Origin of the sequence: Kluyvera sp. Awk 3 (assembly GCF_028069715.1) — a bacterium.
GTDB classification, from domain to species: Bacteria; Pseudomonadota; Gammaproteobacteria; order Enterobacterales; family Enterobacteriaceae; genus Kluyvera; species Kluyvera georgiana_A.
On the sequence record NZ_JANEWH010000057.1, the window covers coordinates 1 to 16970 of the forward strand.

The window sequence follows — 16970 nt, forward strand, 5'->3', positions numbered from 1 at the left end:
GCGTTAATGTAGAACTGATATGCTAATTATAATTGGCGGAAGATCACAGGAGTCGAACCTGCCCGGGACCGCTGGCGGCCCCAACTGGATTTGAAGTCCAGCCGCCTCACCGGAGACGACGATCTTCCGCGCCTACATTGCTACATGGAGGCGGGGCGCATTATAGCTACTTTCAATCATTTACCACATCCCCCCAGGGCACATTTTTCGCCCCGTCTCTCCAGCATTTTCGGGCTCCTCAGATAAAACCCTGCTTTTTCTTAGGGTTACATTTTCCATCTCTCACACCGCATATTATTTACCGCACTTCTTGCGCGATCGATGGCGCAAAAATCAGCGGTATACGCGAATAGTTGACCGTTTTCCGGCCATTTAGCCTCGTATTTATGCATCTTTGGCCGGCCGGGCTTACGGCGTAAACGAACCGGGACACTCACAGTGCAATCGCAAACGCTGCTAGGGGGAAGTACGGGAAAAACAGGGAATGGCTTAAGCGGAAAAAGTGAGCGGATTTTGGCGGAGATCGCAGGAGTCGAACCTGCCGGGAGCCGCAGGCGGCTGCCACTGGAAATGAAGTCCAATCGTCTCACCGGAGACGACGATCTTCCGCGCCTGCATTGCTACATGGAGGCGGGGCGCATTATAGCCACTTTCAATCCGTTGCCACATCTTTACTTACATTTTTCAGCACTTTTTTTACTTCCTCCGCACGGCATGAGTGGAAATGTATTAAAAATCCGTTATTTACACTTAGTCACACTCTGCTCGCCAATCCAGATCACATAAATCAAGAAACGTAATTTGATAACGAGATATCGCAATACACCTTATCAGCCTAATGGTTTACAAATCATGTAACCGGTACCACTTCGGCTTCGGTGCGAAAAGGGTTTGAAAGATGAAGAGTGAAGTATTGTCTGTCAAAGAGAAGATTGGTTATGGCATGGGTGATGCTGCCAGCCATATCATTTTCGATAACGTCATGCTGTACATGATGTTCTTCTATACCGATATCTTCGGTATACCCGCAGGTTTTGTTGGCACCATGTTCCTTCTGGCGCGCGCGCTGGATGCCATCTCTGACCCGTGCATGGGGCTGCTGGCGGACCGTACCCGCAGCCGCTGGGGTAAATTCCGCCCGTGGGTGCTGTTCGGCGCGCTGCCGTTCGGCGTGGTCTGCGTGCTGGCCTACAGCACCCCGGACTTCAGCCATAACGGCAAACTGATTTATGCGGCAATCACCTACACGCTGCTGACACTGTTCTACACGGTGGTCAATATTCCTTACTGCGCGCTGGGCGGGGTGATCACCAACGACCCGACGCAGCGCATCTCGCTGCAATCCTGGCGCTTCGTGCTGGCGACGGCGGGCGGCATGCTCTCTACCGTGCTGATGATGCCGCTGGTGAATCTGATTGGCGGCGACAACAAAGCGCTGGGCTTCCAGGGCGGTATCGCCGTGCTCTCGGTGGTGGCGTTCCTGATGCTGGCGTTCTGTTTCTTTACCACCAAAGAACGCGTGGAAGCGCCGCCAACGCAAACATCAATGCGTGAAGACCTGCGCGACATCTGGCAAAACGACCAGTGGCGCATCGTCGGCCTGCTGACCATTCTCAACATTATGGCGGTCTGCGTTCGCGGCGGCGCGATGATGTACTACGTCACCTGGATCATGGGGTCTCCGGTGCTGTTTACCGCCTTCCTCACCACCTACTGCGTGGGCAACCTGATTGGCTCGGCGCTGGCTAAACCGTTGACCGACTGGAAATGCAAAGTGAGCGTCTTCTGGTGGACCAACGCCATTCTGGCGGTGCTGAGCCTGGCGATGTTCTTTGTCCCGATGAACGCCAGCGTCGTGATGTTCGCCTTCATCTTTGTGATTGGCGTGCTGCACCAGCTGGTAACCCCGATTCAGTGGGTGATGATGTCCGACACCGTGGATTACGGCGAATGGCGTAACGGTAAACATCTCACCGGCATCAGCTTCGCGGGCACGCTGTTCGTGCTCAAGCTCGGCCTGGCGTTGGGCGGCGCAATGATTGGCTGGATGCTGGCCGGTGGCGGTTATGACGCCGCGGCGAAAGTGCAGAACCCCACCACCATCAGCATCATTATTGCCCTGTTCACTATCGTGCCGGCGATTTGCTACCTGTTGAGCGCCATTGTGGCGAAGCGCTTCTACACCCTGAAAACGCCGTTCCTGGTCAAGATGATGGCCGAACTGGCGAGCGGCGCGCACCGCACTCAGCAGGATTTTGAAAACGTATCTATGAAACAATCTCTTGAGAATTAAAAGGACGAGCTATGAAGATCAGTGATGGAAACTGGATGACCCAACCGGGTCTCAACTTAATTCATCCTGTCCAGGTGTTTGATGTTGAACAGCATGGGAACGAGCTAGTGGTGTACGTGGCACCGCGCGATGTACGGGAACGTACGTGGCAGCTGGATACGCCGATGTTCACTATTCGCTTTTTCTCTCCTCAGGAAGGCGTGGTCGGCGTGCGTATTGAGCACTTCCAGGGCGCGCTGGAGAAAGGCCCGCACTACCCGCTGAACGTGCTGAAAGACGTGAAAGTCCACATCCAGAACACCGTCGAGTTTGCCGAGCTGAAAAGCGGCAACCTGAGCGTGCGCGTCACCAAAGGCGAATTCTGGTCGCTGGACTTCCTGCGCAACGGCGTACGCATTACCGGTAGCCAGTTGAAAAACAATGGCTACGTGCAGGATAGCAACGACAACCGCAACTACATGTTTGAGCGTCTGGACCTCGGCGTGGGTGAAACCGTGTACGGCCTGGGCGAGCGCTTTACCGCGCTGGTGCGCAATGGCCAGAATGTCGAAACCTGGAACCGCGACGGCGGCACCAGCACCGAGCAGTCTTACAAGAACATTCCGTTCTACCTGACCAACCGCGGCTACGGCGTGCTGGTCAATCACCCGCAAAACGTCTCCTTCGAGATTGGCTCGGAGAAAGTCTCTAAGGTGCAGTTCAGTGTTGAAGGCGAGCATCTGGAATATTTCGTTATCGATGGCCCAACCCCGAAAGAGGTGCTGAACCGCTATACCCAGTTCACCGGGCGTCCGGCGCTGCCGCCGGCCTGGTCTTTCGGCCTGTGGCTGACCACCTCATTTACCACCAACTACGACGAAGCGACCGTTAACAGCTTTATCGACGGTATGGCCGAGCGCAATCTGCCGCTGCACGTCTTCCACTTCGACTGTTTCTGGATGAAAGCCTTCCAGTGGTGTGACTTCGAGTGGGACCCGGTAACCTTCCCGGACCCGAAAGGCATGATCCAGCGCCTGAAAGACAAAGGGCTGAAGGTCTGCGTGTGGATTAACCCCTACATCGGCCAGAAATCACCGGTCTTCCAGGAGCTGAAAGATAAGGGTTACCTGCTCAAACGCCCGGATGGTTCTGTCTGGCAGTGGGATAAATGGCAGCCGGGGCTGGCGATTTACGACTTCACCAACCCGGAAGCCTGCCAGTGGTACGCCGACAAGCTGAAAGGCCTGGTAGAGATGGGCGTCGACTGCTTCAAAACCGACTTCGGCGAGCGTATCCCGACCGACGTGCGCTGGTTCGACGATGCCGACCCGCAGAAAATGCACAACCACTACGCCTATATCTATAACGAGCTGGTGTGGAACGTGCTGAAAGAGACCGTCGGCGTTGAAGAAGCGGTGCTGTTTGCCCGTTCCGCCTCCGTGGGTGCGCAACAGTTCCCGGTGCACTGGGGCGGCGACTGCTACGCCAACTATGAATCGATGGCGGAAAGCCTGCGCGGCGGCCTGTCGATTGGTCTGTCCGGGTTTGGCTTCTGGAGCCACGATATCGGCGGCTTCGAAAACACCGCGCCGGCGGATGTCTACAAGCGCTGGTGCGCCTTTGGCCTGTTCTCCAGCCACAGCCGCCTGCATGGCAGCAAATCCTATCGTGTGCCATGGGCGTACGACGAAGAGTCCTGCGACGTGGTGCGCTACTTCACCGAAATGAAGTGCCGCATGATGCCGTACCTGTACCGTCAGGCGGCGCTGGCGAACGAGCAGGGCACGCCGATGCTGCGCGCTATGATGCTGGAGTTCCCGGACGACCCGGCGTGCGACTACCTTGACCGTCAGTACATGCTTGGCGATTCCCTGGCGGTGGCGCCGGTGTTCACCGAAGCGGGCGATGTGCAGTTCTACCTGCCGGAAGGTCGCTGGACGCATCTCTGGCACAACGACGAGGTGCAGGGCAGCCGCTGGCATAAACAGCAGCACGACTTTATGAGCCTGCCGGTGTACGTGCGCGACAACACCCTGCTGGCGCTGGGCAACAACAACCAGCTGCCGAACTACGCCTGGCATGAAGGCACCGCGTTCCAGCTGTTCCATCTGGAAGATGGCCGTCAGGCAGTCTGCGAAGTGCCGGCGCAGGATGGCTCCGTTATCTATACGCTGACCGCGAAACGCCAGGGCAACGTGATTACCGTGACGGGCAACGGCAAAGCCAGCGGCTGGACGCTGTGCCTGCGCAATATCCAGCAGATTGCTGGCGTGCAGGGCGGGGCGCAGGCGGGGAGCGAGCTCGGCGTGGTGGTGACGGCGCAGGGTAATGAGCTGGTGATTACACTTTAGTATTGAGGATACCCCCTCACCCTAACCCTCTCCCCGCGGGGGAGAGGGGACCGATAGTGCAGGTTGTGCGTTTGGTTTTCCCCTTACCAGGGAGGCGCTGGTCATACAGCGAGCACTTTGGATTTTCCCCCTCGCCCCTTTGGGGAGAGGGCCGGGGTGAGGGGGAAAACCCGCGCGACTACCTTATCTCGCCCCCCAGCATCTGCTGGGTCACTTCCTGCTTATCCATATTCACCGCATGCAACTGCCCGTTTACCGTTGGTTTCAGCGGCGCATCGACTTGCACATTCCCACTCGCCGTCAGCTGAACATTCCCATCGCCGGTGATCGGCAATGCCGGCCAGCCCCACTGCTGCAGCACGTTCAGCGGCACGCCGCGGCCGTTAAGCGTCACGCTGGTCTGGCGCTGCGGCTGCTGTGAGATCGTGGCGGTGGCTTCCAGAATCCCTTTTTCGGTAAAGGCGCTCAGTTCGCTGATGTTGACCTGAGAGGCATCAGCATTCAGCGTCATGGAGGGGCGACGAACGTCGACGCGGTTAAAGGTTGCCGCCGCGCCGTTCAGCGTCGCGCTGCCGCCCCACACGCCCCACTGGCGGTTTTTGACCAGTTGCAGGTTGGCGCCGTAACCGTCCAGCGCGGTGATCTGCCACGGGAAGGCCGGGTCGATATCGATAATCAGGTTACGGCTGGCGCCGAATTTCTTCAGCGTGACGCTTTGTAGCCACGGCGGCAGTTGCTCCATCCACAGCGTTTTCCAGTTTTCCGGCAGCGTATACTCCAGCCCGGCGAAGACCGCGTCGTCCAGCACCAGGGCGTTAGTGTCGCGCAACCAGTTGCCGGAGCTGCGCACCATCCCCCCTTCCCAGCGTGAGGTGAACTGCCGCAGCGCGATGCCCTGCGGCGAGAATTCCGCGTTGAGAATCGGGTCGAGCAGGTGCAGCGAGCCGTAGATAAACTCGCTGGCGTTGAGCGACAATTTCCCGTCGCTGCTCTGCCAGCCGCCCTGGCTGAGCGTCAGGTTGCGCAAGTTCAGGTCCAGATCGGTTACCGCCCAGTCCGGCCCCTGCAAACGCGCATCGGTCACGTCCAGTCGGCCAATCTGCAACGACGGTACGGTGGTCAGCGGGGCAAGGAAGTCGAGCAGCGATTTATCGCTTTGCATGCGGATATCGTTGAGGCGCAGATTATCAACCACCCAACTGCCGTCCGCGTTGCGGCGGGCATTGCCCGTCAGCGAGCCACGCGCCATATCCGCGCCGACGGTGGTCAGGGTGACTTCATCGTTGTTGATATCGCCTTCAATCAGCACGTTGGTGGCCGGTACGCCGTTCAGCGCCAGCGAGCCTGCGCTCATTTGAATTCGCGCTTTTTTGCCCAGCACGTTGCCAGCTTCCGGCGCCCACGGCATCACGCCGCCTGAGACACGCTGCGCGCTCAGTTCCCAGCCGGTTTCCGGGCTGTTGAGCGCCATATTGCTCAGCTGTAGGCGGTCGGCGACAAACGGCAGCGGCGCGGTGGACGGCGACAGGTTGAGGGTCCCGTCCTGTAAAAGAATGGTATCAACATGCAGCGGATCGGTAATTTGTCGCGAGCTTAGACCAATATCCACTGTTTTCGCGACCAGCGTCGCGGGCTTGCCATCGCGGCCAAAGGTGACGTTTTGCAGCAGGATATGCGACGGGGACGAGAAACGGTGATCCATCGCATCGAACTTCACCTGCCAGCTGGTGTTGTCGCTGAGCCACTGGCTGATGTGGCGCGCGCCCCAGCGCGTTTGCAGTAGAAAGTAAAAGGCCAGAATCACCAGCAGCAGGGCGATCAGCAGCCAGATAATGAGCTTTCCAAGAAATTTCATGATCTTCCGTCCTGAGAAGGGCACATAAACCTGTTATGCATGATTTATGGGCAATCCTCAAGGCAGGAATCGTATTATTCGATGTCGGCGGCAGTGGCTAAGGTGCCACCGCCGCGAAGTGAATTACTCTTTCTCAGGCGGGAAAACCAGGTTCAGAATGATGGCGGTGATGCCACCTGCGGCGATGCCGGAAGAGAGCAGGTTTTTCAGCCAGTCCGGCGCGAACTGCAGGATCTGCGGCTGCTGAGACACGCCCAGGCCAACGGCCAGCGACAGCGCGATAATCAGAATAGCGCGGCGGTTCAGCGGTTCGCGGGAAACGATGCGCACGCCGGAGGCGGCGATGGTGCCGAACATCACCAGCGTTGCGCCGCCGAGGACCGGTTCCGGAATGTGTTGCACGAAGCCGCTGACCGCCGGGAACAGGCCCAGCACGATCAGCATCAGCGCCACCACAAAACCAACGTAGCGGCTGGCGACGCCGGTCAACTGAATGACGCCGTTGTTCTGGCCAAAGCAGGAGTTCGGGAAGGTGTTGAACACCGCGGAAACGCAGGAGTTGAGGCCGTTTGCCAGCACGCCGCCCTTCAGGCGCTTCATATACACCGGGCCGGAGACCGGCTGCTCGGAAACGTCAGAAGTGGCGGTAATGTCGCCGATGGTTTCCAGCGAGGTGATCATAAACACCAGCATCAGCGGCAGCAGCAGGTTCCAGTCGATACCGAGACCGTAGTACAGCGGCGTGGGGATCATAATCAGGCTGCTGTTGGTCGGCGCCGTGTTTTCCGGCAGCATGCCGAGGAACCAGGCAATTAGATAGCCCGCCGCCATGGCGATCACCAGCGACGCAATGCGCAGGTACGGGTTACGCTGGCGGTTAAGCAGAATAATAATGGCCAGCACCACGCCTGCCAGCAGCAGGTTTTTCGGCGCGCCGAAGGTATTGTCGGCCATGGCCGCGTAGCCGCCGCCGATGGAGGTCAGGCCGACCTGAATCAGCGACAGGCCGATAATCATCACCACCACACCGGAGACCAGCGGCGTAATCACGCGGCGCGCCAGGTGCAGCACGCGAGATAAGACCATCTCGGTGCAGCTTGCCAGCATCAGGGTGCCAAACAGCGCCGCCATCATCGTCGGCACGTCCGCGCCGCCGGTTTTCAACGCCGTGCCGCCCATAATCAGCGGAGCCACGAAGTTGAAGCTGGTGCCCTGAATCGACAGCAGGCCAGAGCCTACCGGGCCCCAGGCTTTAATCTGAATGATCGATGCCACACCGGAAGCGAATAACGACATGCTGATAATGTGCTGAGTATCCTCAGCCGGCAGGCCAAGGGCCTGGCAGATCAGCAGCGCGGGGGTGATCACCGCGACAAACATCGCCAGCAGGTGCTGGAGTGCGGCGAAGAGGGTCTGCGGAAGTGGCGGACGGTCTTCCAGGCGGTAAATCAATTCGCTGGTTTGCTTGTGCGCAATCGGTTGCGCATTGGCTTGTTCGAGTGTGTTAGAGGACATCTCAGAGGCAATCCCGTGGTGGAAAAGTGGCGATTTTAGCGGACTGGTTGGTAAAAGCAAACGGTTGCTTTCGTAGGCGGTAAATTATTGCGGAAAATACCCCTGTGAAATGCATGTGTTTAACCGCGTGCGTTAACGAAAATGCTGACAAATAATACCTTTTTCTATCACTTTAGCGCTTTTCATGATTACACTTTGGGCCGATGCCTCACGAAGAGGCGATCTCGACATCGGAAAATTGTCGCGTGTGAATGGATCATGCGTTTAGTCAGGAGCTGTAATTATGTTTCATCTCGATACCTTATCGACGCTCGTTGCCGCAACGCTCGTATTGCTGCTGGGACGAAAGCTGGTCCAGAGCGTTTCCCTTCTCAAGAAATACACCATTCCCGAGCCCGTTGCGGGCGGCCTGCTGGTGGCGCTTGCGCTGCTGGTGCTGAAAAAAAGCCTGGGCTGGGAAATCGACTTTGATATGAGCCTGAAAGACCCGCTGATGCTGGCCTTCTTCGCGACCATTGGTTTGAACGCGAATATCGCCAGCCTGCGCGCGGGCGGAAAAGTGGTGGGCACATTCCTGATTGTTGTCGTCGGCCTGCTGCTGCTGCAAAACTCGCTGGGCATTGGGATGGCGAAGCTGCTGGGGCTTGACCCGATTATGGGGCTGCTGGCCGGGTCGATCACGCTGTCGGGCGGCCACGGTACCGGCGCGGCGTGGAGCAAGCTGTTTATCGAACGCTATGGCTTTACCCACGCAACGGAAGTTGCCATGGCCTGCGCAACCTTTGGCCTTGTGCTCGGCGGCCTGATTGGCGGGCCGGTCGCGCGCTATCTGGTGAAGCATTCATCGTCGCCGAACGGTACGCCGGACGATCAGGAAGTGCCTACCGCGTTTGAAAAGCCGGATGTTGGGCGCATGATCACGTCGCTGGTGCTGATTGAAACCATCGCCATGATCGCTATCTGTCTGACGGTGGGCAAAGTGATTGCGCAACTGTTGGCGGGAACGGTACTGGAGCTGCCAACGTTTGTTTGCGTGCTGTTCGTTGGCGTTATTCTCAGTAACGGTATGGCGCTGCTTGGTTTTTACCGGGTATTCGACCGCGCGGTGTCGGTATTGGGTAACGTGTGCTTATCGTTATTCCTGGCGATGGCGTTGATGAGCCTGAAACTCTGGGAGCTTGCGGACCTGGCGCTGCCGATGATCGCGATTCTGGTTGTACAAACCGTGGCGATGGCGCTGTATGCGATTTTCGTCACCTACCGTCTGATGGGGAAAAATTACGACGCGGCGGTGCTGGCGGCGGGTCACTGCGGTTTTGGTCTCGGCGCGACGCCGACGGCGATTGCCAACATGCAGGCGATTACCGAGCGTTTCGGGCCATCGCATATGGCGTTCCTGGTGGTGCCGATGGTGGGGGCGTTCTTTATTGATATCGTCAACGCGCTGGTGATTAAGCTGTTCCTGCTGTTACCGATGTTTGGTTGAAATAAAAATGCCGGAGCTTATCTCCGGCATTTTTTTGCCTGATGGCGCTACGCTTATCAGGCCTACAAACGGCGTCTCCGCTCGGTGCTTACTCGTCGTGCTCTTCCCACGCTAACGCGCGTTTCACCGCTTTCTTCCAGCCGCTGTAGCGGAAGTTACGCTCGGTGGTCTCAATCCCCGGACGGAACTCGCGCTCAATCACCGCTTTCTCCTGCAGCTCATCCAGGTTCTGCCAGAAGCCAACCGCCAGACCGGCGAGGTAGGCCGCGCCGAGCGCCGTCACTTCGCGTACTTCCGGGCGCTCTACGCGAGTGCCAAGAATGTCGGACTGGAACTGCATCAGGAAGTTGTTGGCCACTGCGCCGCCGTCTACGCGCAGGGCGTGCAGACGAATGCCGGAGTCGGCCTGCATCGCTTCCAGTACATCACGTGTCTGATAGGCGATGGATTCCAGGGTGGCGCGAATAATGTGGTTCGAGTTCACACCGCGCGTCAGGCCGAAAATCGCGCCGCGCGCATACGGATCCCAGTACGGCGCGCCCAGGCCGGTAAAGGCTGGCACCACGTACACGCCGTTGGTGTCTTTCACCTTGGTGGCGAAGTATTCTGAGTCGAACGCGTCGCTAATCAGCTTCATTTCGTCACGCAGCCACTGAATGGATGCGCCTGCCATAAACACCGCGCCTTCCAGCGCGTAGTTCACCTCGCCGCGCGGGCCGCAGGCGATGGTGGTCAGCAGCCCGTGGCTCGAAGCCACCGCTTTTTCCCCGGTGTTCATCAGCATAAAGCAGCCGGTACCGTAGGTGTTTTTCGCCATCCCTTCCTTCACGCACAGTTGGCCGAACAGCGCCGCCTGCTGGTCGCCGGCGATACCGGCGATAGGAATACGGGTGCCGCCTTTACCGCCGATGTTGGTCTGGCCGTAGACTTCGGAAGACTTACGCACTTCCGGCAGCATGGCGCGCGGGATATCCAGCGCATCCAGCATCTTGTCATCCCATTCCAGGGTGTTGATGTTGAATAGCATGGTGCGCGAGGCGTTGGTGTAGTCGGTGACGTGCACGCGACCCTGGGTCATTTTCCAGATAAGCCAGGTGTCTACGGTACCGAACAGCAGTTCACCGCGCTTCGCACGCTCGCGGGAGCCTTCCACGTGGTCGAGGATCCACTTCACCTTGGTGCCGGAGAAGTACGGGTCCACCACCAGACCGGTGGCTTTGCGCACGTACTCTTCCATCCCGTCGCGCTTGAGCTGCTCGCAGATATCCGCCGTACGACGACACTGCCAGACGATGGCGTTGTAAATCGGTTTACCGGTTTCACGCTCCCACACCACGGTGGTTTCGCGCTGGTTGGTGATACCGATAGCGGCAATCTGATCGGAGTTAATGTCGGCCTTCGCCAGCACTTCCACCAGCGTAGAGCTTTGGGTCGCCCAAATTTCCATTGGGTCGTGCTCTACCCAGCCTGGCTTCGGATAAATTTGTTCAAACTCACGCTGCGACACGCTGATGATGTTGGCGTCATGATCCATAACGACGGCACGGGAGCTGGTAGTGCCCTGGTCGAGCGCAACGATGTATTTTTTGTCAGTCATAATGAACGTTCCGTAGTCAGATTACAGCGAAGCATTGTGTTGATTTTGGCTGGAGACCGCTTTCGGCTCTTCAACCTCGCAGGTGTCGCAGGGCAGATGGCGACCGATCAGCTTGCGGTAGCTGAACGCACCCAGTGCTGCACCGACGATTGGCGCGCACAGCGGCACCAGGAAATACGGGATATCTTTGCCGCCGGTGAAGGCCACGTCGCCCCAGCCTGCCAGCCAGGCGAAGGCTTTCGGGCCGATATCACGCGCCGGGTTCATCGCAAACCCGGTCAGCGGGCCCATTGAGGCGCCGATAACGGCGATCAGCAGGCCAATCAGCAGCGGCGCCAGCGGCCCGCGCGGAATGCCGTTGCCATCGTCGGTCAGCGCCAGAATCACGCCCATCAGGATAGCGGTAATCACCATTTCTACCGCGAATGCCTGCACAAAATTGATATGCGGGTTCGGATAAGTTGAGAAAATACCCGCCAGTTCAAGACTTTCGACGCTGCCGCGCACCATATTGTGCGTGTGTTCGAAGTCGATGAACAGGTTGTAGTAAAGTCCGTAGACCAGCGCGGCGGCGCAGAACGCCCCGGCAAACTGCGCAACGATGAACGGGATGACCTTACGGCCATCAAAGCAGGCAAACAGCCACAGCGCGATGGTGACTGCCGGGTTTAGGTGCGCGCCGGAAACCCCGGCGGTCAGATAGATGGCCATCGCCACCCCCAGACCCCAGATGATGCTGATTTCCCACTGGCCGAAGCTCGCACCCGCGACTTTCAGCGCCGCAACACACCCCACGCCGAAAAATATCAACAACCCGGTACCGAGAAACTCTGCGATGCACTGGCCTTTTAACGTTGATGACTGGCTCATAATCGGAATCCTGAAGACTAATTGATGATTATTGTGTTCATGAGCATTCGCGACGCTCATGTTACCTTGTAGGTATAGTGTTAATTTATCGTTAACGAGCGTAAACGAGAAATATCGAAATCAAAATGTGTGTGGCTCGTCAAGAAATGAGCGTTTTCGCGCCAAAAAGCGAACGATTTCGCCGCAAAAAATGTGAGGAGAGAAACATTCCGCATGCTAAATCGTTAACAATTTATTGCATATTGACACTAACGCTCCAGGTCTATGCCGAAAATTGCGGAGAACCGCAATCTACAGGCTCTGGCGCTGGACAGGGGCGGCGGGGCTTCATACAATCGACCACAAGCCGTGCGCTTATTTACGTTAAGGCGTCACCGGGGTTCCGGGACGATATCAACGCCTTGCAAGATCAGGAGAGGTATGACGATGTCATTAGAAGTGTTTGAGAAACTGGAAGCGAAAGTTCAGCAGGCGATTGATACCATCACGCTGTTGCAGATGGAAATCGAAGAGCTGAAAGAAAAGAACAACACGCTGGCGCAGGATGTACAGTCTGCACAGCAGAGCCGTGAAGAGCTGGAGCGTGAAAACAACCAGCTGAAAGAACAGCAGAGCGGCTGGCAGGATCGTCTGCAGGCGCTGCTGGGCCGCATGGAAGAAGTCTGATTCCACCTCTCCCCGGGCAATCATTATCGCCTGGGGAAGTTTTCCCTCCCTGCTGATTTTCCCTGCTGAGTGAATTCGCGCATCCGCGCATTGTCCGTTTTCGTATATTTCAAAACGGCATAATCAATCTTTTTTTATTCTTTAATCATCGTTTCGATTTCTGGCAGGCTAGCCTCATTACAACACAACAGATAAGAGAGCGGGCGATGAACAAGTGGGGCGTAGGGTTAACTCTTTTGCTGGCTTCCACCAGCGTACTGGCTAAGGATATCCAATTACTGAACGTGTCTTACGATCCGACGCGTGAACTGTACGAACAATACAACAAGGCGTTCAGCGCGCACTGGAAAAAAGAGACCGGTGATAACGTGGTGATTCGTCAGTCTCACGGCGGCTCTGGCAAACAGGCCACTTCCGTGATCAACGGTATTGAAGCTGACGTCGTGACGCTGGCGCTGGCCTACGACGTTGATGCGATTGCCGAGCGTGGCCGCATCGACAAAAACTGGATTAAACGCCTGCCGGATAACTCCGCGCCGTACACTTCCACCATCGTGTTCCTGGTCCGCAAAGGCAACCCGAAACAGATTAAAGACTGGAACGATCTCGTGAAACCGGGCGTTTCCGTCATTACCCCGAACCCGAAAAGCTCCGGCGGCGCACGCTGGAACTACCTGGCAGCCTGGGGCTACGCGCTGCACCACAACAACAACGATCAGGCCAAAGCGCAAGATTTCGTGAAAGCGCTGTATAAAAACGTCGAAGTTCTGGACTCCGGCGCCCGTGGCTCCACTAACACCTTCGTAGAACGCGGTATCGGCGATGTGCTGATTGCGTGGGAAAACGAAGCGCTGCTGGCGGCGAACGAACTGGGGAAAGACAAGTTTGAAATCGTCACCCCGAGCGAATCTATTCTCGCCGAGCCGACCGTCTCCGTGGTTGACAAAGTGGCTGAGAAAAAAGGCACCACCGCGGTGGCGGAAGCCTACCTGAAGTACCTCTACTCGCCGGAAGGCCAGGAAATCGCGGCGAAGAACTTCTATCGCCCGCGTGACCCGGATGTAGCGAAGAAGTATGAAAATGCGTTCCCGAAACTGAAGCTGTTCACCATTGATGATGAGTTCGGCGGCTGGACAAAAGCCCAGAAAGAACACTTCTCTAACGGCGGCACCTTCGACCAGATTAGTAAGCGTTAATCTCCCTCTGACGCCCGGCAAATTTGTCGGGCGTTTTCTTTTAGTCATCAAAGTACGCTACTCTTCCCCCTGGTTTTTTCTGGGGAGACAACATGAAAAGGTTAAAATACCTGCTGATCGCGCTGCTGGTGATGGTGATAGCAGCAGGTGCTGGCGGTTGGTACTGGCTGCATTCCGGCAACTCGAATGCGCTGCGTCAGATTGTGTTACAGCAGTGTGTGCCGAACCAATTGCAGCATCGGACCCCTGCGCCGTGCGCAGACGTGAACCCGAAAGGCGGCTATGTGCTGTTTAAGGACCGCAACGGCCCATTGCAATACCTGCTGATGCCAACCTACCGTATCAATGGGACTGAAAGCCCGCTGTTGTTAGACCCACTGACGCCAAACTTCTTCTGGCAGGCGTGGCAGCGTCGTATGATCATGAGCGACAAACGGGGTTCAGAGGTGCCGGATAGCGCCATCTCCCTGACCATCAACTCCCGTACCGGGCGGACACAGAACCACTTCCACATCCATATTTCCTGCTTGCGCAAAGATGTACGCGCGCAGCTGGATGGCGATCTTGCGGCGATTAGCAGCCGCTGGCTACCGCTGCCTGGTGGGTTGATGGGACATGAATATCTGGCGCGTCGCGTCACTGAAAATGAGCTGGCGCAGCGTAGCCCGTTCCTGATGCTGGCGGAAGAAGTGCCGGAAGCGCGCGAGCATATGGGGCGCTTTGCGCTGGCGCTGGTGAAGCAAAGTGATGACTCGCTGTTGCTGCTGGCGACCGAGCGAAACCTGCTGATGCTGAACCGAGCTTCTGCCGAGGAAATTCAGGATCATCGCTGCGAGATTCTGCAATAACCCTACCTAATCTGGCGTTTACCTGTCTGGCCTGTCGTCGTATTCTTGCTGAAAAAAACGACAGGAGACAGGTATGTCGCTCTGGTTTTCTCATCCTCTGTTCCTTCCCTCACTCATTGTTGGCGTCACTATCCTGCTATGGGCCACCTCGTTGCTACCGGAGTTCATTACCGCGCTGCTGTTCTTTGCGGCGGCGATGACGGCGAAAATCGCGCCGCCGGATGTTATTTTCGGTGGTTTTGCCTCCTCGGCGTTCTGGCTGGTATTCAGCGGTTTTGTACTCGGGGTTGCTATTCGCAAGACGGGGCTGGCCGATCGTGCCGCGCGAGCGCTGTCGGCAAGGCTAACGAATTCCTGGCCGTTGATGGTCGCCTGCGTGGTGCTACTGAGCTATGCACTGGCGTTCGTGATGCCCTCAAACATGGGGCGTATTGCGCTGCTGATGCCGATTGTGGCGGCAATGGCGAAACGTGCGGGCATTGAGGACGGCACCCGCGGATGGTACGGGCTGGCACTGGCGGTGGGTTTTGGCACCTTCCAGCTTTCCGCCACCATTTTGCCCGCCAACGTGCCCAATCTGGTGATGAGCGGGGCAGCGGAAGGGGCTTACGGCATTCATCTGAACTATCTCCCGTATCTGCTGCTGCACACACCGGTGCTGGGTTGGCTGAAGGGCGCAGCGCTGATTGTGCTTATCTGCTGGCTGTTCCCTGGCAAACCGCATCCGCCGCGCGAACTTGAGCCATTGCCGCCGATGAGCGGTGATGAGAAGCGCCTGGCGTGGCTGCTGGCGGTAGTGCTCACTCTGTGGGTGACCGAGAGCTGGCACGGTATAGGGCCGGCCTGGACGGGGCTGGTCGCCGCGGTCGTCACGCTGCTGCCGCGCGTTGGGTTTATTACCGGTGAAGAGTTTGCCAGCGGGGTGAATATTCGCACCTGTATCTACGTTGCCGGGATCCTCGGGCTGGCGATTACCGTTACCCAGACGGGCATTGGTGCAGTGGTGGGCAATGCGCTGTTGCACATCATGCCGCTGAATGAAGATGCGCCGTTTACCAGCTTCCTCGCCTTGACCGGCATTACCAGCGCGTTGAACTTCATTATGACTGCCAACGGCGTTCCGGCGCTGTACACCACTTTTGCCCAGAGCTTCTCCGATGCGACCGGCTTCCCGCTGCTGAGCGTGATTATGATTCAGGTGCTGGGCTATTCCACGCCGCTGCTGCCCTATCAGGCCTCGCCGATCGTGGTAGCGATGGCGTTAGGGAAGGTGCCTGCGCGCGCGGGCATGCTGCTGTGTCTGGCGCTGGCGGCGGTGAGCTATCTGCTGCTGTTGCCGTTGGACTATGCGTGGTATCAGGTGCTGGGGAAATTATGAGTTGTCTCTAAAACAACAAACCGGCCATAGGGCCGGTTAACACACGTACGCCGTCATTCGGCGAAAACCTGGCACGATGGCCAGGTTCAATGTCTTACGCGTTTTTAGCTGCTTCTGCTGCTTTAACGATTACCGCGAAAGCGTCAGCTTTCAGGGATGCGCCGCCAACCAGCGCGCCGTCGATGTCCGGCTGGGTGAACAGCTCTGCTGCGTTGCCTGCGTTCACGGAACCGCCGTACTGGATGATAACCTGTTCAGCGATTTTCGCGTCAGCTTTAGCAATGTGGTCACGGATGAATTTGTGAACCGCCTGAGCCTGAGCAGGAGTTGCAGATTTACCGGTACCGATCGCCCATACTGGTTCGTAAGCGATAACCGCGCCTTCGAAGGCTGCCGCGCCCTGAGTTTTCAGAACGGCGTCGATCTGACGTGCACACACTTCTTCAGTTTTGCCCGCTTCGTTTTCTGCTTCGGTTTCACCGATGCACAGAACCGGAATCAGACCCTGTTCTTTCAGCACGGCGAATTTCTTGGCGATCAGCTCGTCAGATTCTTTGTGGTAGGTACGACGCTCGGAGTGGCCGATGATGATGTAGGTTGCGCCAACATCTTTCAGCATTTCAGCGGAGGTTTCACCGGTGAATGCGCCAGACAGGTTCAGGTCAACGTTCTGTGCGCCCAGGTGGATGTGGCTGCCCGCCGCGGCGTGTTTAGCCATATCGATATACATTTCCGGCGGAGCGATAGCCACGCCGCAGCCTGCCACGCCAGCCAGCTCTTTACGCAGGTTAGCAATCAGCTCGTTTACCATGTGGCGGCTGCCGTTCAGTTTCCAGTTACCCATCACTAAAGGATGTCGCATTTCGATTCTCCACGCTTGTCAGCGAATTAAGGAATATGGCCACCCGTCAGGGCAGCATGGTCTGTGAAACAGTA

The 16970-nt window shown here is 57.3% G+C and carries 12 protein-coding genes and 2 tRNA genes; 7 read left to right on the forward strand and 7 right to left on the reverse strand.

The features are described 5' to 3' along the window. Positions 1-33: 33 nt before the first annotated feature. Both NNN71_RS13250 and NNN71_RS13255 read right to left on the reverse strand, forming a co-directional pair. A tRNA-Sec gene (locus NNN71_RS13250) sits at positions 34-128 on the reverse strand. Between the two features lie 386 nt (positions 129-514). After that, a tRNA-Sec gene (locus tag NNN71_RS13255) sits at positions 515-608 on the reverse strand. Between the two features lie 290 nt (positions 609-898). Here NNN71_RS13255 and NNN71_RS13260 point away from each other — a divergent pair. After that, on the forward strand, positions 899-2293 hold the full coding sequence (locus NNN71_RS13260) for a glycoside-pentoside-hexuronide family transporter (RefSeq protein WP_271458656.1): 1395 nt from the start codon (positions 899-901) through the stop codon (positions 2291-2293). Between the two features lie 11 nt (positions 2294-2304). Beyond that, complete coding sequence (gene yicI, locus NNN71_RS13265; RefSeq protein WP_271458657.1) at positions 2305-4623, forward strand: alpha-xylosidase; 2319 nt, start codon at positions 2305-2307, stop codon at positions 4621-4623. A gap of 178 nt (positions 4624-4801) precedes the next feature. On the opposite strand, the gene NNN71_RS13270 is transcribed toward yicI, so the two are convergent. Both NNN71_RS13270 and NNN71_RS13275 read right to left on the reverse strand, forming a co-directional pair. After that, the gene (locus tag NNN71_RS13270) at positions 4802-6478 is read right to left on the reverse strand and encodes an AsmA family protein (RefSeq protein WP_271458658.1); all 1677 of its coding nucleotides are present in this window, start codon (positions 6476-6478) and stop codon (positions 4802-4804) included. 123 nt (positions 6479-6601) lie between these two features. Continuing rightward, entirely contained in the window at positions 6602-7993 is a 1392-nt protein-coding gene (locus tag NNN71_RS13275) for a nucleobase:cation symporter-2 family protein (RefSeq protein ID WP_167574787.1), read from the reverse strand. 283 nt (positions 7994-8276) lie between these two features. On the opposite strand from NNN71_RS13275, the gene gltS reads away from it, so the two are divergent. Next, on the forward strand, positions 8277-9479 hold the full coding sequence (gene gltS / locus NNN71_RS13280) for a sodium/glutamate symporter (RefSeq protein ID WP_167574788.1): 1203 nt from the start codon (positions 8277-8279) through the stop codon (positions 9477-9479). Positions 9480-9567: 88 nt separating this feature from the next. Here the strand turns inward: gltS and glpK are convergent, their stop codons facing one another. Together glpK and NNN71_RS13290 are read right to left on the reverse strand one after the other, a co-directional pair. After that, a complete protein-coding gene (gene glpK / locus NNN71_RS13285; protein WP_064540909.1) occupies positions 9568-11076 on the reverse strand; it encodes a glycerol kinase GlpK in 1509 nt (502 codons plus the stop codon). A 21-nt stretch (positions 11077-11097) separates the two neighbouring features. Then, complete coding sequence (locus NNN71_RS13290) at positions 11098-11946, reverse strand: MIP/aquaporin family protein (RefSeq protein ID WP_064540911.1); 849 nt, start codon at positions 11944-11946, stop codon at positions 11098-11100. A gap of 420 nt (positions 11947-12366) precedes the next feature. Between NNN71_RS13290 and zapB the strand changes: the two genes are divergently transcribed. The 4 genes from zapB (at position 12367) to NNN71_RS13310 (ending at position 16034) form a co-directional block, all read left to right on the forward strand. Next, positions 12367-12612 (forward strand): septal ring assembly protein ZapB, encoded by a 246-nt coding sequence (gene zapB, locus NNN71_RS13295; protein ID WP_100249963.1) that lies wholly within the window; start codon positions 12367-12369, stop codon positions 12610-12612. A 206-nt stretch (positions 12613-12818) separates the two neighbouring features. Further along, positions 12819-13808, forward strand: coding sequence for a sulfate/thiosulfate ABC transporter substrate-binding protein Sbp (gene sbp / locus NNN71_RS13300; RefSeq protein ID WP_064540914.1), 990 nt, complete (start codon positions 12819-12821; stop codon positions 13806-13808). A 92-nt stretch (positions 13809-13900) separates the two neighbouring features. Then, positions 13901-14656 carry a CDP-diacylglycerol diphosphatase gene (locus tag NNN71_RS13305; protein WP_271458659.1) on the forward strand — a complete coding sequence of 252 codons (756 nt, stop codon included), beginning with the start codon at positions 13901-13903 and terminating at the stop codon, positions 14654-14656. 73 nt (positions 14657-14729) lie between these two features. Beyond that, positions 14730-16034, forward strand: a complete 1305-nt coding sequence (locus NNN71_RS13310; protein ID WP_271458660.1) for an SLC13 family permease — start codon at positions 14730-14732, stop codon at positions 16032-16034. 94 nt (positions 16035-16128) lie between these two features. Here the strand turns inward: NNN71_RS13310 and tpiA are convergent, their stop codons facing one another. Continuing rightward, on the reverse strand, positions 16129-16896 hold the full coding sequence (tpiA, locus tag NNN71_RS13315) for a triose-phosphate isomerase (protein WP_064540923.1): 768 nt from the start codon (positions 16894-16896) through the stop codon (positions 16129-16131). Positions 16897-16970 lie beyond the last annotated feature (74 nt).

Excerpts from the sequence above, each read along its gene's own strand:
- tpiA (WP_064540923.1), bottom strand. The coding sequence starts at position 16,896 with ATGCGACATCCTTTAGTGATGGGTAACTGGAAACTGAACGGCAGCCGC.
- yicI (WP_271458657.1), top strand. The coding sequence starts at position 2,305 with ATGAAGATCAGTGATGGAAACTGGATGACCCAACCGGGTCTCAACTTA.
- NNN71_RS13270 (WP_271458658.1), bottom strand. The coding sequence starts at position 6,478 with ATGAAATTTCTTGGAAAGCTCATTATCTGGCTGCTGATCGCCCTGCTG.
- NNN71_RS13310 (WP_271458660.1), top strand. The coding sequence starts at position 14,730 with ATGTCGCTCTGGTTTTCTCATCCTCTGTTCCTTCCCTCACTCATTGTT.
- NNN71_RS13290 (WP_064540911.1), bottom strand. The coding sequence starts at position 11,946 with ATGAGCCAGTCATCAACGTTAAAAGGCCAGTGCATCGCAGAGTTTCTC.
- glpK (WP_064540909.1), bottom strand. The coding sequence starts at position 11,076 with ATGACTGACAAAAAATACATCGTTGCGCTCGACCAGGGCACTACCAGC.
- sbp (WP_064540914.1), top strand. The coding sequence starts at position 12,819 with ATGAACAAGTGGGGCGTAGGGTTAACTCTTTTGCTGGCTTCCACCAGC.
- NNN71_RS13260 (WP_271458656.1), top strand. The coding sequence starts at position 899 with ATGAAGAGTGAAGTATTGTCTGTCAAAGAGAAGATTGGTTATGGCATG.
- gltS (WP_167574788.1), top strand. The coding sequence starts at position 8,277 with ATGTTTCATCTCGATACCTTATCGACGCTCGTTGCCGCAACGCTCGTA.
- NNN71_RS13305 (WP_271458659.1), top strand. The coding sequence starts at position 13,901 with ATGAAAAGGTTAAAATACCTGCTGATCGCGCTGCTGGTGATGGTGATA.
- zapB (WP_100249963.1), top strand. The coding sequence starts at position 12,367 with ATGACGATGTCATTAGAAGTGTTTGAGAAACTGGAAGCGAAAGTTCAG.
- NNN71_RS13275 (WP_167574787.1), bottom strand. The coding sequence starts at position 7,993 with ATGTCCTCTAACACACTCGAACAAGCCAATGCGCAACCGATTGCGCAC.